This window comes from Blastomonas fulva (assembly GCF_003431825.1).
Lineage (GTDB): Bacteria > Pseudomonadota > Alphaproteobacteria > Sphingomonadales > Sphingomonadaceae > Blastomonas > Blastomonas fulva.
Map to the genome: position 1 here is coordinate 1,878,322 of NZ_CP020083.1, position 18,543 is coordinate 1,896,864.

The 18,543-nt window shown below is 60.8% G+C and carries 16 protein-coding genes and 1 pseudogene; 8 read left to right on the forward strand and 9 right to left on the reverse strand.

Going from position 1 to position 18,543, the window contains the following annotated elements; translation table 11 throughout:
- Positions 1-169: 169 nt before the first annotated feature.
- A complete protein-coding gene (locus B5J99_RS08710) occupies positions 170-1,087 on the forward strand; it encodes a tyrosine-type recombinase/integrase (RefSeq protein WP_054135460.1) in 918 nt (305 codons plus the stop codon).
- 4 nt (positions 1,088-1,091) lie between these two features.
- Positions 1,092-2,285, forward strand: a complete 1,194-nt coding sequence (locus B5J99_RS08715; protein WP_054135461.1) for an IS91 family transposase — start codon at positions 1,092-1,094, stop codon at positions 2,283-2,285.
- Between the two features lie 421 nt (positions 2,286-2,706).
- Here the strand turns inward: B5J99_RS08715 and B5J99_RS08720 are convergent.
- Positions 2,707-3,051 (reverse strand): annotated as a pseudogene (locus B5J99_RS08720) (IS66 family transposase); the annotation flags it as partial.
- 117 nt (positions 3,052-3,168) lie between these two features.
- On the opposite strand from B5J99_RS08720, the gene B5J99_RS08725 reads away from it, so the two are divergent.
- Positions 3,169-5,406 (forward strand): type IV secretory system conjugative DNA transfer family protein, encoded by a 2,238-nt coding sequence (locus B5J99_RS08725; RefSeq protein ID WP_117352193.1) that lies wholly within the window; start codon positions 3,169-3,171, stop codon positions 5,404-5,406.
- Positions 5,407-6,166: 760 nt separating this feature from the next.
- Here the strand turns inward: B5J99_RS08725 and B5J99_RS08735 are convergent.
- The 5 genes from B5J99_RS08735 to B5J99_RS08755 form a co-directional block, all read right to left on the reverse strand.
- Entirely contained in the window at positions 6,167-6,811 is a 645-nt protein-coding gene (locus B5J99_RS08735) for a DNA glycosylase AlkZ-like family protein (RefSeq protein WP_117352195.1), read from the reverse strand.
- 384 nt (positions 6,812-7,195) lie between these two features.
- On the reverse strand, positions 7,196-7,849 hold the full coding sequence (locus tag B5J99_RS08740; protein ID WP_117352196.1) for a Crp/Fnr family transcriptional regulator: 654 nt from the start codon (positions 7,847-7,849) through the stop codon (positions 7,196-7,198).
- A 77-nt stretch (positions 7,850-7,926) separates the two neighbouring features.
- A complete protein-coding gene (locus tag B5J99_RS08745; RefSeq protein WP_069050842.1) occupies positions 7,927-8,838 on the reverse strand; it encodes an SDR family oxidoreductase in 912 nt (303 codons plus the stop codon).
- Positions 8,839-8,896: 58 nt separating this feature from the next.
- Entirely contained in the window at positions 8,897-10,402 is a 1,506-nt protein-coding gene (locus B5J99_RS08750) for a flavin-containing monooxygenase (RefSeq protein WP_117352197.1), read from the reverse strand.
- A 511-nt stretch (positions 10,403-10,913) separates the two neighbouring features.
- Positions 10,914-11,117: a helix-turn-helix transcriptional regulator gene (locus B5J99_RS08755; RefSeq protein WP_117353422.1), complete on the reverse strand. Its 204-nt coding sequence runs from the start codon at positions 11,115-11,117 to the stop codon at positions 10,914-10,916.
- Positions 11,118-11,550: 433 nt separating this feature from the next.
- Between B5J99_RS08755 and B5J99_RS08760 the strand changes: the two genes are divergently transcribed.
- Genes B5J99_RS08760 through B5J99_RS08770 form a run of 3 tightly spaced genes read left to right on the forward strand, consistent with a single transcriptional unit; the run spans position 11,551 to position 13,661 of the window.
- Positions 11,551-12,441 carry an ArdC family protein gene (locus B5J99_RS08760; protein WP_245991829.1) on the forward strand — a complete coding sequence of 297 codons (891 nt, stop codon included), beginning with the start codon at positions 11,551-11,553 and terminating at the stop codon, positions 12,439-12,441.
- Positions 12,438-12,686, forward strand: a complete 249-nt coding sequence (locus B5J99_RS08765; RefSeq protein WP_117352199.1) for a sigma factor-like helix-turn-helix DNA-binding protein — start codon at positions 12,438-12,440, stop codon at positions 12,684-12,686. The genes B5J99_RS08760 and B5J99_RS08765 overlap by 4 nt, the downstream gene beginning before the upstream one ends.
- Before the next feature lie 54 nt (positions 12,687-12,740).
- The gene (locus tag B5J99_RS08770) at positions 12,741-13,661 is read left to right on the forward strand and encodes a HEPN domain-containing protein (protein WP_117352200.1); all 921 of its coding nucleotides are present in this window, start codon (positions 12,741-12,743) and stop codon (positions 13,659-13,661) included.
- A gap of 27 nt (positions 13,662-13,688) precedes the next feature.
- On the opposite strand, the gene B5J99_RS08775 is transcribed toward B5J99_RS08770, so the two are convergent.
- From B5J99_RS08775 to B5J99_RS08785, 3 genes are read right to left on the reverse strand one after another with little or no spacing between them, the layout of a single operon-like run.
- Complete coding sequence (locus tag B5J99_RS08775; protein ID WP_117352201.1) at positions 13,689-13,871, reverse strand: hypothetical protein; 183 nt, start codon at positions 13,869-13,871, stop codon at positions 13,689-13,691.
- 19 nt (positions 13,872-13,890) lie between these two features.
- Positions 13,891-14,127, reverse strand: coding sequence for a conjugal transfer protein TraD (locus tag B5J99_RS08780; protein WP_211337891.1), 237 nt, complete (start codon positions 14,125-14,127; stop codon positions 13,891-13,893).
- Between the two features lies 1 nt (position 14,128).
- Positions 14,129-14,452 carry a conjugal transfer protein TraD gene (locus tag B5J99_RS08785; protein ID WP_211337892.1) on the reverse strand — a complete coding sequence of 108 codons (324 nt, stop codon included), beginning with the start codon at positions 14,450-14,452 and terminating at the stop codon, positions 14,129-14,131.
- A 173-nt stretch (positions 14,453-14,625) separates the two neighbouring features.
- On the opposite strand from B5J99_RS08785, the gene traA reads away from it, so the two are divergent.
- Together traA and B5J99_RS08795 are read left to right on the forward strand one after the other, a co-directional pair.
- On the forward strand, positions 14,626-17,565 hold the full coding sequence (gene traA, locus B5J99_RS08790; RefSeq protein ID WP_117353423.1) for a Ti-type conjugative transfer relaxase TraA: 2,940 nt from the start codon (positions 14,626-14,628) through the stop codon (positions 17,563-17,565).
- Between the two features lie 9 nt (positions 17,566-17,574).
- Positions 17,575-18,282 (forward strand): DUF6118 family protein, encoded by a 708-nt coding sequence (locus B5J99_RS08795; protein WP_117352204.1) that lies wholly within the window; start codon positions 17,575-17,577, stop codon positions 18,280-18,282.
- Positions 18,283-18,543: the final 261 nt, after the last annotated feature.

Genomic DNA, 18,543 nt, shown 5'->3' on the forward strand with positions numbered 1-18,543 from the left:
AATTGCTGCCATTCGTGGCCTGAGATGTGTCCTGTCCGCTGTCGACCCAGAGCACGAACCCGCTTCGCGGGAGAGTCGCTTGGGGTGACGTAGCGTAGTATTGTTGAGGCTTTGAGAGCGGCGAAGTCGCTTGTGAGGGTGGAGTTCCTTCAACGGAAAGGAACGCACCATGGATACCATCACTACCGCTGCCCCGAACAATGCCTTGCGCGAGCGTATGTTGCAGGACATGACGATGCGTAGCTTTGGGGAGCACACGCAGAAGGACTATATCCGGCACGTCCGGTCATTTGCCGCGTTTCTCGGCCGACCACCCGATACGGCCACGATCGAAGACCTCCGGCGCTATCAGATCGCTCAGCATGAGCGTGCCATCAGTCCAGCAACCATCAACGGGGCTGTATCGGCATTGCGTTTCCTGTTCGGTATAACCCTCAAGCGGCCGGAGATGGCACTGGGACTTGTTGTCGTTCGCTGCACACCCAAGCTGCGCGAGGTTCTGAGCGTCGAGGAGGCTGCGCGGCTGATCGAGGCTGCACCGGGCATCAAGTACAAGGCAGCGTTCGGCGTGGCCTATGGCGCGGGTCTGCGCGTGTCCGAGATTGCCCACCTGAAGGTTGACGATATCGACAGCACGCGCATGCTGATCCGGGTCGAGCAGGGCAAGGGGCGCAAGGATCGTAACGCCATGCTCTCGCCGCATCTGCTGGATCTGCTTCGGCAATGGTGGCGTGAAGGCAAGCGGCGCGGGGTCATGTTACCGCACGGCTGGTTATTCCCGGGGCGCAGTTGCACCGACCCGATCTCGGCACGCCAGTTGCACCGCGCCGTGCATGAGGCGGCTGAGTTCGCCGGGATCCGCAAACGCGTGAGCCCGCATACCCTGCGCCACAGCTTTGCCACTCACCTGCTCGAGCAGGATGTCGACATCCGCGTGATCCAGGTCCTGCTTGGGCACACCAAGATCGGTACCACCGCCATCTACACCAAGGTATCGACCAGGACGATGCAGGCGGTGGCGAGCCCGCTCGACCGCATCTTCAGCCTGATGGAAGGCCCCAAGCGAACGGCATCGCCGCCCGGTTGAACCGGTGCGCACCTCGATCGAGGTCGCCGACATCTTGCGGAGTGCCGGGCCCGCGTATCGCGCAGCCCATGCCGGCCATCTGAGCCTCGGCCAGCTCAAGGTCATGACGGCGATCGAGACCTGCCGCACCGCAGCCCTTGGCGGTCACGTCGAGGCCTGCGACGACTGCGGGCACTGGCGGATCGCCTACAACTCCTGCCGCAACCGGCATTGCCCCAAGTGCCAGGGTGCGGCGGCGCGCACCTGGCTGGCCGCGCGCGAGGCCGATCTGCTGCCCGTGGGATACTTCCACGTCGTGTTCACGCTGCCGGCCGAGGTCGCGGATATCGCGTGGCAGAACAAGGCGGTGGTCTATGACCTGCTGTTCCGCGCGGCTGCGGACACGATGCTGACCATCGCCGCCGATCCCAGGCACCTCGGCGCGCGCGTCGGCATCACCGCCGTATTGCATACGTGGGGATCGGCACTGACCCATCACCCGCATGTGCACATGATCGTGCCCGGCGGGGGTATCACGCCAGACGGCAAGCGGTGGGTCTCGTCGCGCCCGGCGTTCCTTCTACCAGTGCGTGTGCTGGGCGCATTGTTCCGCCGGCTGTTCCTCACCCGGCTGCTGGCATTGTACGATGCCGGCAAGCTGGCCTTCTTCAACACCTTGGCGGGCCTCGCGACACGCAAGGTCTTCCTCCGGCATCTGTCGCCGATCCGGAAGAAGCGCTGGGTGGTCTACGCCAAACCGCCTTTTGCCGGGCCGCAGGCGGTGCTGGCCTATCTCTCGCGCTACACCCACCGCGTCGCCATCTCGAACCAGCGGCTCCTTGCCTTCGACGATGCCAGCGTGACGTTCCGTTACAAGGATTACCGTCGCAGCGGGGCTGAACGCCAGCAGGTCATGACGCTGGCGACGGACGAGTTCATCCGCCGCTTCCTGATCCACGTCCTGCCGCGCGGCTTCCATCGCATCCGGCATTACGGCCTGCTCGCCAGTTCGACGCACAAGGACGCCATGGCGCTCGCCCGCAGTCTCCTGGGGGGCGCTGCGCCGGTCGAGGAGCCCGAACCGGAAGAACCGCCCGACCATCGCCCGCCATGCCCATGCTGCGGCGGGCACATGACCATCATCGAGACCTTTGCCCGTTGCTACCAACCGCGTGCACCGCCACCCCCAGTATCCTCGGCCCGGAGACACGCGCCATGATCCGGCATGGCTCGCCCTGCACGACGGTCGGACCCATGGTGTCCCGACCGATGACCCAGCGCGTGCCCATCCCGGATTTAAGCCGGGCGCAGGGCACACTGGCCAGCAAAACCAACGCCGCTAGCAGTCTGACACCGCACAAAATCACGTTGATCAGGCCAACAGCGACACCGCCGGATCGGCTGCGCTTACCCGCAAAAACCATCCCAAAGCCGCTTTACCCATAGACCTGCGCGCGGGGCCCGCGGGTTCCTGCACTGGAGGCTTTCGTACGCAAGCGCCCGAAACCCTTCACAAAATACGCCGTTCGTTGGTCGATCCTCCAGCGACAGCTTTTGTTAGGAGCCGACGGAAGTGCAGTGTAGGCGGTGTTTTCAGGTCACGTCGGACCAGGGCATGAGTTCGCCGACGCGGTTTGCTGGATGACGCGGGCGTGCTCGTTGCGGACTGCGCGACGATGGTCTGGATCGGTGCCGCGAACATCGCTCTCGATGGCATAGAGACCGGCGATCCGCTGCAGCACCTCGGTGGCAACCGGCGACTTGTCGGCGAGGTCGAAGAACTTGCGCCGGACGTGTGACCAGCAAAATGCGAGAGTGATCTGCTGCTGCCGCTTGGCGAGCGCGGTATATCCGCCATAGCCGTCGACCTGCAGGATGCCTGCAAAGTCCACCAGATGCGCTTCGGCGCGCTCGCTCTTGCGGTCAGCTGCATAGACATAGGCCATCATCGGCGGATCGATACCGCCCCATGGGCGATCATCGCGGGTAACCTATCATCGCGATGGCAGCATTGACGACGTGGCATCATCAAGCGTTGGGGCAGATCAGGGGGCGGGAGGTCTGATAAGGCAGCGGCATGGCATTGGCCTAAACCGAAGTCGATGCGGGGTGTCGATGCGGCGCTTGTTTCCCAGAATCGCCTTGATTCGCCGAGAAAATTTAATCAAGCTTCCAGCCATGCGGCCATTGAAGGGGGAGGGGGAGTCGTGGATGAATATTCTGGTAGCACCATTCTTGGTATCGGCTGGTTGACCTCGTCGGCTTTATTTTTTCTGATATTTAGTTCTATTGCTTGCCTCATAAGCTACAGAAAAGTGGGTGAGAACAAGGAACGCCCCTCTGAGTCGATGTCGTTTGGCGAGTATGCTCCCAAGTTTGCCAGGGAATTTAAGGGGAGATTGATCCTCTCAGCATTCCTTTTCCTGATCAGCTCTATTCTGGGAATCATCGCGCTTGCTACGATCTTCATCAAAAAAAGGGAGAAGATGAAATATCTCACAATACGTGAGATGCGTGTGATGGAGGACGAGGAAAATAGCAAATGGCTTGCATCCTTGGGTGCAAACCACGCTGTTCGCTCCGAAAAAATTGACCAAATATTTTTGGATGCGTCAGAAACGATGACTGCAACATATCTTGCAGAATGGGAATCATGGAGCGGGCAAGTTAAAATTGAAGGTTATTGCTTGATCAATATCAAGCGCAGCCTGGCAGCGATGGACAATCGAGATCGCGAGCACCTTCGTATTGTTGAACAGCTTAACAGCGCTGCCAATGGTGCAGAGCGTAAATATCGGTTGTGGCGCACGAGCCTGATCCATGGCGACGGTAAGGGCGCGCCAAATGGCATTTACCAATATAGCGGTTTGTCAGAGACCGATCGGCAGAGGGGGCACGCTACCGTAGCGTTAGAAAAGAAAAGTGCTAGCGTCTCGCAAGTCATATCCGCTTTGAACCAGCACTTGTTTGAGAGCAAAAATGTTAAAACTTCCTCAGGTGCCCTCGCTTCTGTAATTGACGAATCTTTTGAGGTGCTCAGTCAGGGTGGTTCAAAATGGCTGAGATCGGCAAAGATCCCCGGCACAGTTTTTGAGCCGCAAGGGGAGCACGTTTTGCACATCGGCACATTTGACGATGGTCAGCCACTGACATATTCGGGCGAGGGCTCGATGATCACCATCGCACCGCCGGGTTCTGGTAAAACCCAGTGCAATGTATTTCCGAATTTACTGTCTTGGGCTGGGCCGGCTGTGGTGCTCGATATTTCGGGTGATATCTTTGAGAATACCAGTAAGTGGCGCTCGGAGAATGTGGGGCCTGTATATAAGTTCAGTCCTCTAGAGCCTGAATCGAGTCATTGTTACAACCCTTTGACATTTGTGCGGCGCGAACCTGATTATATCTGGGAAGACTCGCGCTTATTAGCCGAGATGATGATTGTGCCTTCGTCTTCGGCTGACCCTTTTTGGGAGAACGAAGCGCGCACCGCTCTGACCGCTGCAATAGCCTATATCTGCTACAGCAATCCTCCTGAAATGCGTCCGATGCATCAAGTTTTGGATATCATGTATGGTGGCGACCCATGGTCGGAGATGCTGGTTGGTCTGAAACTGGCGGCTGATGTCAGGGTGATGATGCAGAACGGAACCGCGCTGGCTGCCATGAATGAAAAGACGCTTGCCAGTGTGCTGCAAACAGCGAGGTCCAGCCTGTCTGCTTGGGCAGGGGAGCGTATTGCTCGTGCTACGGCAAGATCGGACTGGAGCCCTGGTGACCTGCGTGACGGCTCCAACCCCACGATCTACATTTATATTCGTCCGAATGAGGTGGAGTCCTATCTCTCGCTGTTGCGAGTATTTATCGGCCAGCATATCCGGGTGCTGACAGGCGGGAAAGTCCCGCCACGCGGATCACCGCCCATATTGTTCATGCTCGATGAGCTGCCGCGATTGCGGAATATGCCCCCTGTCGATGAAGCTTTGAACATTGGGAGAAAATATGGGCTACGTCTTTGGATGTTTGCTCAGAGTGTGGGCCAGATCCGCGAGGCATATAAGAACGCAGATGGAATGATCGGTTCATGTGCTGTGCGCATTTACATGAATGCGTCCGGTGCAGATGGCTTGGCAGAAAAGATATCTGAAGAGATCGGCACGGTTGACAGCTTCACTGACGGTCAGAAGCGGCGAGTGGTGGATGCGGCAGATTTGGCTGGTCCAAGTTTCCGCGACTATCAAATTGTGTTTGGATTGAATGCCCGTCCTGCCAAGGTGCGAAAGGATTTCGCCTGGAAGAATGACGTGCTCAGATCCCGAATGGGTGCAGCAAATTTACCATGAGGTAGAGATTTCTCAGAGGTAGTAATCATGCCCGGATATAGCGAAGATTTCGATCATTACCAACATCTCGAACAGGCGATGGCGGAAGCTCAGGCGCGACATCAAGCAGCGGTTGATCTGCAAGCTCGTGCAGAGATAGGCTCGCTGGAACACGCTCAGCTCACATCAACTATTCGACAATGTGAGGCTGAAGTGGGTGTCGCAAAGAGTGCGATCGATACATTCGAAGTCGAATTGGGGCAAACCAGTCCTGAGCAACTTCAAGCTTTGCGGATGGGGATAGCCCCGGAAGCAGTTTCGTTCGCGGAAAGGCTTGATGGCACCGTCAATTACGCATTATCTGATTTAGGGAAGGCCGAATTGGGAAGTTTGGCGTCGGTCGCAGGCGAGATGCGTCGGTTTGCTGAAGGCACAAACTTTCTTCCTGGTGATAATCAACTTTCGGATGTGGTGAAGACGGCGTTCCAGCATGGACCTGAGTTCGTCAACGCAACGATTGATGATCTCACTCGACAGCAAACGCAGGCGCTCGACCTGAAGATAGCACAAGGCCCACAACCGACTTTGGAGATGCAAAAGCAGAACGCGGTTCATGCCGAGGTCGAGGCGACTGATCGCGAGGCCTGGAAACAGCACGAATTGACGAAGTTGGAGGCTGAGCATGCCCGGCAGACCGAGCGGCTTGAAAGCCAGTTAGCAAAGTTCGCCCAGTCTCAAGCTGACAAGCCATCGGAAATACAGGCAAAGCAGGCAGAACTCGCTAACCAAGCAAGGATTGAGCTTGCCCAGCAGCAAGCGGCAGAGCTTGCACGAGCTCAAGCTGAGCTGGCACGTGCGCAAGAGCACCAGCGAGCGGCAGAGGCACGAAGCCAACAACTTGACTACTTTCGGGATGTGCGTTGAAGTGTCGGAGAAAAACGGCCCATGCCCACCACCCGTCCTTGCCTGCGCCGCCTTCGAAATCCGATGCGGCGAGCGGCCCTTCGGCAGCGATCCGGGCGAGCACGGATTGTGCCTTTTGTCGGTGCACGGTCGCAAACCGGCGCAGCGCCGAATACCCAATCTCTCCACGCTCTGCCCGCGCCATCCGCCAGCGAAACAGCGGATGGAGATCGAGCGGCAGCAGGGAAGCCTCATGCGCCCAGTATTCGAACATGCGGCGGTTTCGCTTCTCGCCCCATGCCGCTTGCTCCAGTTCGCCGAGATCGTAACCGCCGATACGCGAATAGGCTGGGAGATAGTGCGCTCTTGCCAGAACATTCACGCTATCGATCTGGACCACGCCCAGCCTGTCCAACGCACGATGCAGATGAGCCGATGCCCCCTGCCCGGCACGCCGCTTCCCGAACCCTTGCGCAGCAAGCACGATGCGTCTGGCATCGTGAAGGGAAAGCTGGATGGTCATGCTGGCAAATCTAGCCATCCCATTTTGCAAGGGCAACAGGCGTGGGCCAGTCCTTTAAACCTTGCGCGGTTCTGTCGTTCTGTGCGCCGGTCAAGCAAGCGGAAGATGGCAGCTCCTGACGAGACCTGCCGCAAGGCTTGCCACTCAGGAATGACTGCAACGTCCCAGAATCTTCCGACGGCTTCCGACCAGATTTAGTCATTCCCGACCATCAATTGCGACGTCTGCTTCCGCCGAATGCTGCCATACGGCTGTCGGGGTCGCGCATTGGTGCCGCTCATGGCCGGAGGTGGATAGGTAGGCGAATGGCGGCTTTCCTAACTTCGTTGCGAGCCTCATTGGCTGGCTTGCCCCCTTGCGATCTGCCACCTCTCGCCATGCAGCTCATGCCCGGCAAAGCCGCCGTATGGCCGTGAGGTCTGCCAGGGTAAGCGTGCGATAGCTCAGGCGCACAATGCCGGCAGCCTCCCACTCCTTCAGCACCCGATTGACGGTTTGCCGCGATGCACCGAGCATATGAGCGGCCTCCTCCTGCGAGAAACGTAGCACTGGCGCATCGCCCGCCTTGCCGCCTGCATCGATCATTTGCACGATGATCCGCGCGAGGCGCTCAGGCAAAGGCAGCAGCACGGTGTCGTCCATCCGGCTCAGCACCGCCTTGTAACGCTGGCCCATCATGGCGAGGAACTGCCGTAGATAATCGGAGCGGTCGTCGATCAAGGCGTGCAGGGTGGCAGCGGGGACCATAAGCACGGTGCTGTCAACGGCGGCCACCGCATCATTGCCGCGCGGCTCGCAGGTGAACAGTGATGCCTCGCCGAACCAGTGCCCCGGCGTCACCAGACCCAGCACCGCTTCACGGCCGACAGGGCTGGTGACACTCAGGCGAAAGATTCCGCGCTCGACGCAGAACAGCGCATCGGGCGGCGAGCCGCGGCCGTAAAGCGCTTCGCCTCGCGCTAGCACGCGCTGCCGCGCATGGCGGCGCAGTAGGGCATCGAGCTCCTCATCCAGTGTTCCCGGTTCGGCCAAGCACACCCTCCGCGCCGCCAGATCGTTGAAGCAACGGCCATGTGGTTACAACAAGCGGCGCACACGGCAAGAGCGCGACCCACTCACCCCGCTAGTGCAGCTTTCAGACTGTCCCGCCGCGCCTTGAACATCGGAATGTCGTCGTAGGGGATGTCGGGATTGGTGCCGTTCCCCAGATGATCGAGACGGCTTCTTACGATCGGCAGCTGTTCCGGGCTGGGGTAGATGTAGAACCGGTCTTCCTCGATCGCCTTGAAAGTGATCGCAGCCACCTCTTCGGGCGTCAGCGTGCCGTTGGCAAGATCCTTGGCGGAGATCGCCTGCGTGGCCAGCTGCGAGCGGGTCGGCCCGCTGTCATTGACCAGATCAGCGGGGCGGTTGCGGTGGCACTGGCTGATATTCGTGGACACATAAAACGGGCACAGCACCGCCGCCCGCACCTGCGGCCCGACCAGATCGAGATCGTGGTAGAGACATTCGGACAAAGCCAGCACCGCGTGCTTGGAAACGCTGTAGATGCCCATTCCCGGCGCGGTCACCAGACCCGCCATCGATGCGGTGTTCACGATGCAGCCTTCATAGCCCGGATCTGCAGCGGCTGCCGCGAGCATGCGCGGGGTAAAGCTGCGCACCCCGTTGGCGACGCCATCGACATTCACGCCGAACAGCCACTTCCAGTCCTTTTCGGTGCTTTCCCAGATCGGCCCGCCCGATGCGACACCGGCATTGTTGAACAGCAGGTTGGCCGGCCCGAAATGCTGTTCGGTCGCGACCGCCAGTGCCTCGACCGAAGCGGCACTGGTCACATCGGTCAACACGCCGATCGCCTCGGCGCCGCCTGCACGCAGGTCAGCAACGGCCTGCTCCATCGCTCCAGCCTCGACATCGGCGATCACCAACTTCATGCCGCGCCGCGCGGCCTCCTCGGCAATCGCCCTGCCAAGACCCGAAGCCCCGCCAGTGACCACGGCCACACCGCCCTTCAAGTTCTTCATCCTGCACTCCTTGCTTTTTTACTGATGGATGATGCGGGCGCGAGGTGCGCCGGTTTCATCAATGACTGTAGGCGAAAACCGGATCGGTGAGATCGATCGCAGGGATCGCCTCGCTTTCGTAGAAATAGTCCTGACTGTGCTGCCACTCAGGCGTGTCCCCGCGCCGGGGCAGCCGGTCGAGGCTGCGGAGCAGATAGCCGGGGTTGAGGTAATCGGTATCGACCCACGGCTTCAGTTCCATGCCCTGATCTTCGGGCCTGAGCACCGGCATCACGCTGCTCGCGCCGCTTTTGTGCATGTGATCGAGCAGCCGGCAGACGAAGCCCGCGACAAGATCAGCGCGCAAGGTCCAGCTGTAATGGCCATAGCCATAGACCCAGGCCATGTTGGGTATGCCGGTGAACATGATTCCGCGATAGGTTATGGTCTGCGCAAAGTTGACCGGCGCGCCGTCGATGCTGAACGGGATGTCGCCCATCACTGCCATATCGAACCCGGTGGCGGTGATCACCACGTCGGCATCGATCCGCTCGCCCGAATCAAGCACGATCCCGGTATCGTCGAAGGTGCTTATCGTATCTGTCACGACCGACGCCTTGCCCGCCGAAATGGCCTTGAACAGGTCACCGTCCGGCACAAACGCCACGCGCTGCTGCAAAGGGCGATAAGGCGGCGTGAAATGCCGTTCGACATCGAACCCTTGCGGAAGCAGCGCCTGAACACCGCCAATCAGCATCGCCTTCAGCTTGTCAGGCGATGAATGCGCGCGGTCGAGCAGATCGGCCCGGTCGCGCACCACCTTGCGCCGCATGATCTCGTGAACCCAGGTAGGGTCCACATCCAGCCTGCGCAATTCCTCGGCCAGCGCGTCAGCATTGCGGCCAGCGGCAAAATAGGTCGGCGTGCGTTGCAGCATGGTCACGTGCGCGCAGCGGTCGGCCAGCGCCGGGATCAGGGTTGCCGCGGTCGCACCCGAACCAATCACAGTTACGTTCTTACCCGCCAGATCGAGACCCTCTGGCCAGTGCTGGGGGTGGATGATCTGGCCCTTGAACCTGTCCATGCCCGGCCATTGGGGCGTGTAGCCTTTCTCATGCCGGTAGTAGCCCTGACACATCCACAAAAAGCTCGCCTCCATCTGCACGACATCGTCGGCCCCTTTGCGTTCGACCGTCAGCTGCCAGCTGGCGGTTTCGTTGGACCAGTTGGCGGACGTGACGCTGTGGCCATATCGGATGAAGGGACCAAGGCCCGCATCGGCAATCGCATCACCCAGATAGTCGAGGATCTGATCGCGCGAGGCGATCGGCTGCCCGGTCCACGGCTTAAAGCCGTAGCCGAAGGTGAACAGGTCGCTATCTGACCGGGTGCCGGGATATTTGTGGATCAGCCAGGTGCCGCCATGGCCCTCAAGCGCTTCGAGAATGGCAAAGCTCAGATCCGGGCAATGCTTGCGCAGGAGGGTCGCGCTGCCGATCCCGGAAATGCCCGCGCCGACGATGATCACATCGAACTTTTCGGGTTGCTGCGTGCCTGCTGCGATATTCTGCCGATCCGACACCATCTGCCTCTCCACTCCTTTGGGGCGCGGCCTGTCCCCAGCCTGGCGGCGTGCTAGACCGAGCTAGCAGGCAAGACTGTCGCCTTTGGGCATTCTATCGGATTGCGAGCTATCCTCCCCTCTAGGTGGGCAAATCAGAAGAGGATGTTGTTGCCGCTTTGGGGGGCGCTTGCTGAATGGCGGCAAGCGGCAAGCGCTCTCGCATTAGCCGCCATTTGCGCTCTGATCATCGCAGTGTCGGCTTCTGGTAAAGCCGGTCATCTGCAAAGCGGTTTAGGAAGGGCAGAAATGTCCCAGATTCGGCTGTTCGAACAGACTGGAAGCGATGTCCGCTTTCAGGCAATCGGCGGGCAAGCCCCAATGACCGTGATTGGGGCGCAAAGCTGACTGGCGGCTTACCGAACTGATCGTGTTCTGCAATGCTTTGACGCGCGAGGTAGGATCAGCCCTTCTCAGTTCTGATGGTCCGGACAAACCACTGGCAACGTTCTCGGCCTCAGACGTGACTGCTCTCTCAGTCGCTGACCACATAAAACATCGGGTTCCGCAGCCATTCCTCGATAGCCGATTCCCGCCATCCGCAGCATCGCTCGGCGAGCTTGACCTGCCGGGGGAAAGTGCCCGCCTGGATCTTGCGGTACAGCGTCGCCCTGGATAGCCCGGTGCGATCGAGCACGGTGTTGAGCCTCAGGAACCTGTCGGGTGCATGGGATGCCATGGCCATTGTCTCCATCCTGTGATGTGATCTGCCCCTGCCTGCGACGAAGATTGGCGATGTGCCGCTGCGCGTCAATCGAGCCACATGCGGCGCTTTCGCAGGCAGAAGGGCAGGGTAGCGCTCCTGGGATGCAGGGGGAAATGGCAGCGTAAGCAGAATATTTCCGCTCACGGCATCTCACTGTGTTTCAGCATCCAGCAGCACATCTGCGGACGCAGCAAAGCTGCGGCGTTAGCCCCGCTCGGGCGGGACACCGGGGTGCGTCAATCGCCTCTAGCCACGCCAGGCCAGCCCGCAACCCGCGTTGCGGGTCCTACACTGCGTTGCGGTGCTTAGCGCATGCGCGCCGTCCGTTGCAGCGTGGCTGCCAGCTCTTCTTCGCCGCCCCCCAGCGCCCCTTCCGGGCCGGGGCCGGATGGAAGGAGACAAGGTCATGGAAAACACTACCACCCGTAACAGCCTCTATACTGAGGTCACCACACGCATTATCGCCGATCTCGAGCAGGGACGACTTCCCTGGGTCCAGCCCTGGGACGCAGCACTCTGCGGCTGCACCATGCCGCACAATGCAGCAACCGACCGGCGCTACTCGGGCATCAACGTCCTGATCCTCTGGGCCGAAGTGGTCATGAGGGGTTACGGTTCCCAGCGCTGGCTGACCTATCGCCAGGCACAGGCTGCTGGCGGAAATGTCCGCAAAGGCAAGAAGGGGGCGACCGTCTGCTATGCCGACCGGTTTACGCCCAAGGCAGAAGCCGAACAGGCACGCGGCGAAGACCGCGAAGCCAGGACAGTTGCCTTCCTCAAGCGGTTCACGGTGTTCAACATCGACCAGTGCGAAGGTCTGCCCGAGGACATGACTGCAGCCCCGGTTGCTACCGATCCGGTACTTGCCATTGCGGAAGCCGACGCAATCATCACTGCCAGTGGTGCCACGTTCAACATCGGCGGCGATGCTGCCTTCTACAGCCCGGCACACGACTTAGTGCAGGTGCCTCCGCAGGCCGCATATCATGAGCCGATCAACTGGTACCGCACCGCTCTGCACGAGCTCGGTCACTGGACCGGCCATGCCAGCAGGCTGGACCGCGATCAACAGGGCAACTTTGGCTCTGCACCCTACGCCCGCGAAGAGCTTGTCGCCGAGATGGCAGCCGCGTTCACCTGCGCATCGCTTGGTATTGCTCCCACGGTCCGCCACAGCGATTACATCGCGTCCTGGCTCACCGTCCTACGTGAAGATGACAAGGCCATCTTCCGCGCCGCCAGCGCAGCCAGCAAGGCAGCAGATTATCTGCTAGCCTTCACGGGAGACGCAGCATGAGCGCGCGTCTTACCAGAGCCGCACGTCGGCAACTCCGCCGCGCCGAGCGGGCCGTCGACAACATGTCGCCGATGCAGCGCGAGATCTTCCTTGCCATCCGCGTCGATGAGCTCAGCTATGCTGAGGTTGCTGCAATGCACGGCATCACCGTCACGCAAGGCGAGCATCACTTTGCAGGCGCTCTGCGGATCCTCGACCGGCACATGCACGAACGCCACCACAAGTGGTGGCAGTTCTGGCGATGAACGCCAGCTTCCACCTTGCCAATCGCCAACCATCCCTACAGGGTGACCAGAGCCATGCGAACCGACCTCGATCATCTTCCGGCCAACAAGCAGCGCGAACTTGAGCGCGTGAAGCAGATCATCTTCGAAGAGTTCGAGGACGCCTTGGCGCTTGCCACGCACCAGTGGAAGAAGAAGGGCCGGATCGAGAAGCTTATCCTTTACGGCAGCTACGCCCGTGGCGGCTGGGTCGATGAACCGCACACGGCCAAGGGTTACCGCTCTGACTTCGATCTGCTGATCATCGTCAACGACAAGCGGCTGACCGAGCGCGTCGATTACTGGCTGAAGCTCGAGGATCGGCTGATCCGCGAGCTGGCCATCGACCGGACGCTGCACACGCCGGTCAACTTCATCGTGCACACCTTGCAGGAGGTGAACGATGGGCTGGCGCATGGGCGGTATTTTTTCATGGATGTGGCGAAGGACGGAATCGCGCTCCACGAGGCAGACGAGAGGGAGCTTCACACACCCAAGCCCAAGACGCCCGAGCAGGCACTCGCCATGGCGCGGGAGTATTTTGAGGAGTGGATGCCAGCCGCATCGGGCATGTTACAGACCGCCCACTTCAGCAGGGAGCAAGGACGGCTAAAAGATGCTGCGTTCCTGACTCATCAGGCCACTGAACGGCTTTACCATTGTGTGCTGCTGGTCTGCACTTTCTATTCGCCGCATGTCCACAATCTCGGTTTCCTCCGCACCCAGGCTGAGCGCATCGACATGCGTCTGGTGGACGCCTGGCCGCGCGACACGCGCATCGATCGTGCGCGGTTCGAGAAGCTGAAAGAGGCCTATGTCAAAGCCCGCTACTCGAAGCATTACCGCATCACCGAAGAGGAGCTGTTGTGGCTCAGAGGTTGCGTCGAGGAACTCGGCCGGGCGGTGCATGCCATCTGTTCCGAACGGATTGCGTTGTTGGCGGACAAGGCCGGCTAAGCTGGCTGGCCTACCACGCGCGAGGTGTCAGGCTGCTTCGCTTCCCGGCTCTTCGGCTTCACTATCGTCCAACGCGCTGCTGATCATCGCTGCCAGCGTCTCTTCGGCTCTCGCACGTACGATCGTGTCGGCTGACAGCAAATCCTGCCTCACCCATTGCGGAGCACGCGCAAGCACGCTCAGCACCAGTTGGTTGATTGCCCCGTTCATGGGGCGAGCCTATGCGCGATCACAACCTTTCCGCCAAATGATTTTGCGCGAACGCCCGTGAGCCTCTTCGCCGCCAGAGCAGCAACTGTTGGTCGCGGTTGTCGCCTTTGAGCTTCGTCGCCGCCTCGATCAGCAGGCCTAGGATCACGGCGCGATCGTCATCGGTGAGATCGATCAGCTCTGCTTTGGCGATGAGCCCGCCGAGTTCGATAAGTTGCCGTGTCCGCTCGCGTCGTTTGACCCTCCATTCGCGCATGTCATGCCGGGCCCTGTGCGCCAGCAGCCGGTTGCGCGCCTGGATCGATCGCTTGTGCGCCGCCAGCGTCTTTGCCAGCTGATCGGCGAGTGTTGGCATTGCTTTGAAAGAACGCAGCGCCGCGTTTGCGCCAGGCCTCCTTTCGCGTGGGGTCATCGTTGCCGATCGCGGCGAGCAGAACGCCCGCGAGAACTTCTGTCCCGAGCGCATCTGCTCCCGTCGCAATGACGAGCTCGCCAAGCTGTGTCTGCTTTCGGGTTCTGAGCTGCTTTGCCTTGTCATTGAGAGCTTGCAACTCTGCGTCGTAATCGCGTGGTTTGCGCATGTCTGGCATCCTTCCGTTGTCGGTGAAGGACCAACCAGCTATCCCTCCCATCTCCCGCAAACAACAGGCTGGGTCGCTGTGAGACCCCGTCATCTCGAGCGCGATCAAATCGAGGGAGGGCGCGCTTATACGTCGTGCCGACGTAGCTTGTTTGGCGTAAATGGATGGTCGCCATGGCGATCTATCACTTCTCGGCCAAAGCCATCTCCCGCGCTGCAGGCTCGTCTGCGCTCGCGGCTGCGGCCTATCGCGCAGGCGAGAAGCTGCACGATGACCGGCTCGGGCGGACGCACGACTTCACCAACAAGGCCGGTGTCGTTCATAGCGAGGTCATGCTGCCCGAAGGGGCCAATGAGGACTGGTCCGACAGGGAAAAGCTCTGGAATGACGTTGAGGCTGCGGAGGTTCGCAAGGACGCCCAACTGGCCCGCGAGATCGAGTTTGCTCTGCCCCGCGAGATGACGCAGGCGCAGGCGATCGAGCTGGCGCGCGATTTTGTCAGAGCAGAGTTCGTCGATCGGGGCATGATCGCCGATCTCAATATCCATTGGGATATTGGCGCAGATGGCGAGGCAAAGCCGCACGCGCATGTCATGCTGACAATGCGCGAGATCGTTGTCGGCGAAGACGGCAGCGCGACGTTCGGCGCAAAGGTGCGTGACTGGAACCGCACCGAGCTGCTGACCCATTGGCGCGAAGCTTGGGCCACCCATGCCAACCAGCGCATGGCTGAGCTGGATATCGATGCGCGGATCGATCATCGCTCGCTGGCAGCGCAGGGCATCGACCTGGAGCCTCAGTCCAAAATCGGCGCAGCAGCCTCACGCATGGCGGGTGAAGGGCTTTCGCCCGAGCGGCTGGCAGAGCATGCCGACATTGCCCGATCGAACGGCGAGAAGATTATCGCCGATCCAAACATCGCATTGAACGCAATCACACATCAGCAGGCGACGTTCACCACGCGCGACGTTGCGATGTTTGCCCACCGGCACAGCGCCGACAAGGAGCAGTTCGATGCAGTGATGTCGGCGGTGAAGAACGCGCCCGAGCTCATTGCCCTTGGCAAGGACGGCAAGGGCAACGACCGGTTCACGTCGCGCGATATGCTGGAGACCGAGCAGCGGCTTGAGCGTGCGACGATCCGGCTCGAAGCACGGCGCAGCCATACTGTTCCTGATCGCTATCGCGAGCTGGCACTGGCCAATGCAGCTTCTCGCGGAATGGACCTGTCCGCCGAGCAGCGCGGCGCGCTGGAGCATGTCACATCGGCAAAGGGCGTCAGCAATGTCATCGGATATGCCGGAACGGGGAAAAGCGCGATGCTGGGTGTGGCGCGCGAGGCATGGGAGCGTGCTGGCTATACGGTGCAGGGTGCAGCACTCTCTGGCATTGCAGCCGAAGGCCTGGAGCATGGCTCGCGCATCCCGTCGCGCACGCTTGCCAGTCTGGAGCACCAATGGGGGCAGGGCAGGGAGCAGCTCACCAGCAAGCATATCCTCGTCATTGACGAGGCTGGGATGCTCGGCACCCGGCAGATGGAGCGCGTCGTATCGCATGCACAGCAGCATGGCGCGAAAGTTGTCATGGTCGGCGATCCGCAGCAGCTGCAGGCGATCGAGGCAGGCTCTGCGTTCCGGGCTGCTGCCGAGCGGCATGGCGCTGTCGAGATCGCGTCGATCCGGCGGCAGCATATCGACTGGCAGCGCGAGGCGACGCGCGAGCTTGCCACGGGCAGGACCGGTGTGGCGCTTGGCCGGTATGAGGAAGCAGGACATGTCCATATCGCCGAGACGCGCCAGGCTGCAAGGGCCGACCTTGTCGATGCCTGGGATCGCGACAGGCAGGCAAAGCCGGATACCAGCCGGATCATCCTCACGCATACCAATGACGAGGTCCGGGCGCTCAACGAGGCTGTGCGCGAGAAGGTTCGCGCCAGCGGTGACCTTGGCGAGGACGTTGCGCTGAAGGTCGAGCGCGGTGCGCGGCAGTTTGCCGATGGAGACCGGGTCATGTTCCTGAAGAACGAACGCTCGCTGGGCGTGAAGAACGGATCGCTCGGCACCGTCGACAGCGTCAGCGCTTTGCGAATGTCGGTGAAGCTTGACGATGGAAAAGCCGTGGCGTTCGACCTCAAGGACTATGCGCATCTCGATCATGGCTATGCTGCCACGATCCACAAGGCTCAGGGCATGACGGTTGACCAGGTCAAGCTGCTGGCGACGCCTGGCATGGACAGCCATGGGGCTTATGTCGCTTTGTCGCGCCACCGCACTCAGGTGGATCTGCATTATGGGAAGGACGACTTTGCTGATCGCAAGGCGCTGGTCCGGACACTCAGCCGCGAGCGGGGCAAGGACATGGCCAGCGATTACGCGCGGGAGCCGGAGAAGACCGCTGAGGTCTCCGGACAGCAGCTTGAGGCTCGCGCTGGTTTGAAGGTCAGCCGCAGTGGCCATCTGGCCGATCTGCTCAAGGGCGCACCCACGGCGACACAGCGCGAACCGACCGCGCAGGCAAGGATGAAAGTCGTATTGCCGCAACAGGCAAACGACAAACAAGCATTCGACAGGGCCGTGCAGCGTTTCGCGCGTGTCGCGCAGGACATTGTCGCCATGCGCGACAAGGGGCTTCAGCCGCTGGCATCGCACCGGACCGCGCTGAACAAAGCCGGTTCTGAACTTAATGCGCTGAGGCCGGACAGTTTTGGCGATTTGCGCAAGGCCGTGAACCGCGATCTGAGCCTGATCGGCGAAGCGGTGAAGGGCCGTACCGATCGCGCGATCCAGGCGATGGAGCAGCAGGCGCGGTTGCGCATCGAGGCGCAGCGCATTGCGGCTGCCAATGAGCGGCGGGCCGATGGGTTTGTCGATCAGTGGCAGCGGCAGTCTGAGCAATACCGGGCACTTCGCAAGAGCGGCAGCACGTCGGCTTCTGACAAGGTCCGGGCCTCGCTTGTCGACATGGCCAAAGGGCTTGAGCGCGATCCTCAGCTTGAGTCGGTGCTGGCGGCTCGACGCCCACAGCTGGGGCTGGACGCCATGAGCACGAAACCGCTGTCTCAGGACCTCCAGAAATCGCTCGGTCTCTCGCGTGGCCTCGGCATCGGGATGTAACCATGCGGGATGGACGATTCTCTTCTTGATCCTTCCCCCGAAGAAATCCCGCTCGAGTTGGCGCTGGACGCTGTAGCTCGTCGGCTCGCGGGCGTCACGGCTGCGGTCGATGGGTTTGCTGAGCGGCAGCAGGATCTGCTTGGGCGCGATTACAGCGAAGACCTCGCCTTGATCCATCAGAGCTGCGAAGACCTGCGTAAGACGATCGATGCGTTGGCGCAGAAGCCCGCGCTGGTGCTGACTCCCGAGATGATTGGTCGCCAGATTGAGGCGGCGGGGCTGCGGACTCGCAAGGAGGCCGATGTGGCCATGGCGGCTGCTCAGAACAATCTTCAGAATGTGGTCAGCGCGCTCGCCAAGATGACGGGTTCGGCGCGAACGGTGCGGCAGCAGAACCAATGGCTTGCATGGGCTGCTGGCCTGGCTTTGATATTGGGCTGGGCTGGCGAAAGCATCATCCCGCCAGCGATCGATTGGATCGTGCCAGAAGCCTGGCAGTGGCCTGAGAAGCGGGCCGAATCTGCATTGCGCCGTCGCGGCTGGGAGGCGGGGGAGAGGCTGCTCTCGATGAACGATCCGGAGCGCTGGAAGGCTATCCAGGCTGCGGCGCGAATGTCGGACGCCAACAGCCACGCGATCGCGAAATGCGCTAGCCGTGCGGCAGAGCAGAGGCTGAAAAGCGTCGGTTGCTCGATCGAGGTCAGTGCCACGGATTGATCGGCGGCCCCAATGCATCGAGAATTTTCCGATGTTCAATGCGGATAACCGTCCGGCAACCGACCCCAAGGACTAGGTTTGGGACAACCCGGCCGTACAGCGCTGCGACTGTGACCGTGCGGCTACGCCAAAACCGGCCGTTCGCCAGGCTGCGCAGGCCCTCACTCCTATGTTGAGGTTTGCGGACGATGGCGACTGTTCGGAATGCATCGCAACTCCACTGCAAGCCGCCGTTCCCGCTAGGGATCTGCAGCCGGGGGT